Source organism: Diaphorobacter ruginosibacter (assembly GCF_040396215.1).
GTDB lineage: Bacteria > Pseudomonadota > Gammaproteobacteria > Burkholderiales > Burkholderiaceae_C > Diaphorobacter_A > Diaphorobacter_A ruginosibacter_A.
In genome coordinates this window covers 1-4,234 of sequence record NZ_JBEBOW010000204.1, presented here as the reverse complement: position 1 = coordinate 4,234, position 4,234 = coordinate 1, and the positions used below count along the sequence as shown (strand labels likewise).

At 67.0% G+C, this 4,234-nt stretch carries 4 protein-coding genes; all 4 read left to right on the top strand.

Features of this window, described 5'->3' with window-relative positions; translation table 11 throughout:
* Positions 1-26 precede the first annotated feature (26 nt).
* Entirely contained in the window at positions 27-1,460 is a 1,434-nt protein-coding gene (murC, locus tag ABWP92_RS16665; protein WP_353236526.1) for a UDP-N-acetylmuramate--L-alanine ligase, read from the top strand.
* Entirely contained in the window at positions 1,457-2,455 is a 999-nt protein-coding gene (locus ABWP92_RS16660) for a D-alanine--D-alanine ligase (protein WP_353236525.1), read from the top strand. The genes murC and ABWP92_RS16660 overlap by 4 nt, the downstream gene beginning before the upstream one ends.
* Entirely contained in the window at positions 2,452-3,330 is an 879-nt protein-coding gene (locus ABWP92_RS16655) for a cell division protein FtsQ/DivIB (RefSeq protein ID WP_353236524.1), read from the top strand. The genes ABWP92_RS16660 and ABWP92_RS16655 overlap by 4 nt, the downstream gene beginning before the upstream one ends.
* A gap of 15 nt (positions 3,331-3,345) precedes the next feature.
* Positions 3,346-4,234: cell division protein FtsA (gene ftsA / locus ABWP92_RS16650; protein WP_353236523.1), on the top strand; the 889-nt coding region annotated here is incomplete at its 3' end.

The following is a 4,234-nucleotide window of genomic DNA, read 5'->3' as shown; positions in this document are numbered from 1 at the left end:
GTGGCCGCATGTGAGGAGCTGGCCCAATGAAGCACGCCATCCGTCACATTCATTTCGTGGGTATCGGCGGCGCGGGCATGAGCGGCATCGCCGAGGTGCTGCACAACCTGGGCTATGCGGTGTCGGGCTCCGACCTGTCGGACAGCGCGACGCTGCGCCGCCTGCGGGCGCTCGGCATCCGCACGCACGTGGGCCATGGCGCGGCCAACATCGAGGGCGCGAATGCGGTGGTCACATCCACTGCGGTGCAGGGCGACAACCCCGAGGTTCTGGCCGCGCGCGAGAAGAAAATCCCCGTGGTGCCCCGCGCGCTGATGCTCGCCGAGCTCATGCGGCTGCGCCAGGGCATCGCGATCGCCGGCGCGCACGGCAAGACCACCACCACCAGCCTGGTCGCCAGCGTGCTCGCCGAGGCGGGGCTCGATCCCACCTTCGTGATCGGCGGGCGCCTCAACAGCGCGGGCGCCAACGCCAAGCTGGGCAAGGGGGAATACATCGTCGTCGAGGCCGATGAGTCCGATGCGTCGTTCCTGAACCTGCTGCCGGTGATGGCGGCGGTCACCAACATCGACGCGGACCACATGGAGACCTACGGGCACGACTTCGAGAAGCTCAAGAGCGCGTTTGTCGATTTCCTGCACCGCATGCCGTTCTACGGCACCGCCATCCTGTGCGTGGAGAGCCCGGCGGTGCGCGACATCATGCCGCGCCTGACGCGCCCGGTGATCACCTACGGCTTCGGAGAGGATGCCCAGGTGCGCGCCGTCGACGTGCGCGCGGCGGGCACGCAGATGCATTTCCGCGTCAAGCGCGGCGGCGCCGCGGCAGGGCCGGACCTTGACGTGGAGCTCAACCTCGCGGGCATGCACAACGTGCTCAACGCGCTGGCCGCCATCGTGGTGGCGGGCGAGCTCGATGTCCCCGACGATGCGCTGCTGCGCGCGCTGTCGGGCTTCAACGGCGTGGGGCGGCGTTTTCAGCGCATGGCGGATCTCCCCAGCAGCGACGGCGGCAGGTTCGACCTGATCGAGGACTACGGGCACCACCCGGTCGAGATGGCAGCCACGATGGCCGCCGCGCGCGGGGCCTTTCCCGGCCGCCGCCTGGTGATGGCTTTCCAGCCGCACCGCTACAGCCGCACGCGCGACTGCTTCGAGGATTTCGTGAAGGTCCTGGGCGAGGCCGACGCCGTGCTGCTCACCGAGGTGTATGCCGCCGGCGAGCAGCCCATCGTCGCGGCGGACGGCCGCGCCCTGGCGCGCGCCGTGCGGGTCGCGGGCAAGGTCGAGCCGGTGTTCGTGGACGACGTGGCTGACTTGCCGCAGCGCATCCTGGACGGCGCAAAAGATGGCGACGTCGTGATGTGCATGGGCGCGGGCTCGATCGGCGCGGTGCCCGCCAAGGTATTTGAGATGGTGTCCGGCACGGTCCGGTCCGCGCAGGAGGGAAAGGCGCAATGAACAACGACAAGCAAGCAGGGATCGACGTTCGCGGCCTGGGCAAGGTCGCCGTGCTGATGGGCGGCGCGTCCGCGGAGCGCGAGGTGTCGCTGATGTCGGGCGGCGGCGTGCTGCAGGCGCTGCACGCGCGCGGCGTGGACGCGCATGCCTTCGACCCGTCGCAGAACAATCTGTGCGATTTGAAGTCGCATGGCTATGACCGCTGCTTCATCGCGCTGCACGGCCGCCACGGCGAGGATGGCACGGTGCAGGGCGCGCTCGAACTGCTGGGCATTCCCTACACGGGCCCCGGCGTGATGGCGTCCAGCATCGCCATGGACAAGATCATGACCAAGCGTATCTGGCGCGCCGAAGGCCTGCCGACGCCCGACTGGAGGCTGGTGGCGAGCGCCGCCGAAACCGCCCGGGCCTTCAAGGAGCTCGGCTCGCCGATGATCGTCAAGCCGTCGCGCGAGGGTTCGACCATCGGCCTGACCAAGGTGACCTCGGTGGGCCAGTGCGAGCAGGCCTACCGTCTCGCATCGCGCTTCGATCCGGAGGTGCTGTGCGAGCAGTTCATCGATGGCGACGAAACCACCTGCCCGATCCTGGGCCAGGGCCGGCAGGCCAGCGCGCTGCCGGTGATCCGCATCGTCGCGCCGGAGGGCAACTACGACTATCAGAACAAGTACTTCACGGATGTCACGCAGTACCACTGCCCGAGCGGCCTGCCGGAGTCCGAGGAGCGCGAGATCCAGCAACTGGTGGTCGATGCGTTTCGCACGCTCGACTGCCGGGGCTGGGCGCGCGCCGACATCATGATCCGCAAGAGCGACCGCAAGCCGTTTCTTCTGGAGATCAATACCTCGCCGGGCATGACGGGCCACTCGCTCGTGCCCATGTCGGCCAAGGCCGTGGGCATCGACTACCCGGATCTGTGCCTGCGCATTCTCGCCATGGCGTCGCTCGATTCGCGGCAGGGCAACCGAAACGATGAAGGAGCCAGCGCGCAATGAACGACGCACTGCCAGTGCCCCTGGACGTCAGACTCATGAACATGATCGCCACGATCCTGTTCGTGTGCTGCGCCCTGGGCCTGCTGGTGGGCGGCGGCTGGTGGTTCCTGCGCAATCCCGCGTTCAGCATCGGCCGCATCGTGGTGCATGGCGATCTCTCGCACATCAATCCGGTGAGCCTGCGCGCCAACGTCGCGCCGCAGCTGATGGGTAATTTCTACACGTTGAACCTGCAGCAGGCGCGCGAAGTGTTCGAGGGCGTTCCATGGATCCGCAAGGCCTGGGTCCGCCGTGATTTTCCCAATGGCCTTGCCGTGGAGATCCAGGAGCACCAGGCGCGCGCTTTCTGGGGCCCGGAAGGCAGCCCCACGCTGGTGAACAACTATGGCGAGGTGTTCGAGGCGGACGCTGATGACAACGATGAGTCGGATCTGCCGCGCCTGATCGGCCCGGAAGGCCGCTCCCTGGAAATGCTGCAGATGTATGACCGCCTGAAAAGGGCTGTGAAGCCGCTGGGTTCCTCGATCGACACGCTGGCGCTCAATGGCCGGGGCGGCTGGCGCATGACGCTGGACAGCGGTGCCAGCATCGAGATGGGCAGCGGCAGCCCGATCGATGTGACCGGGCGTGTTGACCGTTTCGTGCGCACGGTCTCGAAGGTCGCGGCGCAGCAGGGCCGGAAGGTGGATTCGCTGGAGAGCGCGGATCTGCGGCAGATGGATGGATATGCGTTGCGCCTTCGGGGCGTGACGACCGTGAGCGCGGAGACGGCGGCGGCACGTGCGAGGGCCGCGGCGGCGCGGTCCGCGCGCGCTGCGCCAACGCGCATGAATGCAAAGACGGCAACGACACGCACGCGCGGGCGCAACAACTGAGGGCAGGACGGATTTATGGCAAGAGAATACAAGGATGTGGTTGTCGGACTCGACATTGGAACTGCCAAGGTGATGGCGGTCGTCGCCGAGGTGATGGGCGACGGCAACCTCAAGCTCGCCGGTCTGGGCATTGCCCCGAGCAACGGACTCAAGCGCGGCGTGGTGGTCAATATCGACGCCACCGTGCAGAGCATCCAGCAGGCTCTCAAGGAAGCCGAACTGATGGCCGATTGCAAGATCCAGCGTGTCTATACCGGCATCACCGGCAGCCATATCCGTGGCCTCAATTCAAGCGGCATGGTGGCCGTCAAGGACAAGGAGGTGTCCCCCACCGACGTGGCGCGGGTGGTGGAAACCGCCAAGGCCATCAACATCTCCAGCGACCAGCGGCTGCTGCTGGTGGAGCCGCAGGAGTTCGTGATCGATGGGCAGGACGTGAAAGAGCCCATCGGCATGAGCGGCATCCGCCTGGAAGCCAAGATCCACATCGTGACCGGTGCGCAGAGCGCTGCCGAAAACATCATCAAATGCGTGCGCCGCTGCGGACTCGAAGTGGAGCAGCTCATGCTCAATCCGCTGGCCAGCAGCCAGGCGGTGCTGACCGATGACGAGCGCGAGCTTGGCGTGGCGGTCGTGGACATCGGCGCGGGCACGACGGACGTCGCCATCTTCACCGGCGGCGCGATTCGCCACACCGCTGTCATTCCGATCGCGGGCGATCTCATCACCAGCGACATAGCGATGGCGCTGCGCACACCGACCAAGGATGCCGAGGACATCAAGGTGGAAAGCGGCTACGCCAAGCAGCTGCTGGCCGACCCCGAGGCGCAGGTGGAAGTGCCGGGCCTGGGCGATCGCGGCCCGCGCATGCTCTCCAAGCAGGCGCTGGCGGGCGTGATCGAGC

Coding starts and splice junctions, on each gene's coding strand:
- ABWP92_RS16660 (WP_353236525.1), top strand. CDS start 1,457: ATGAACAACGACAAGCAAGCAGGGATCGACGTTCGCGGCCTGGGCAAG.
- ABWP92_RS16655 (WP_353236524.1), top strand. CDS start 2,452: ATGAACGACGCACTGCCAGTGCCCCTGGACGTCAGACTCATGAACATG.
- murC (WP_353236526.1), top strand. CDS start 27: ATGAAGCACGCCATCCGTCACATTCATTTCGTGGGTATCGGCGGCGCG.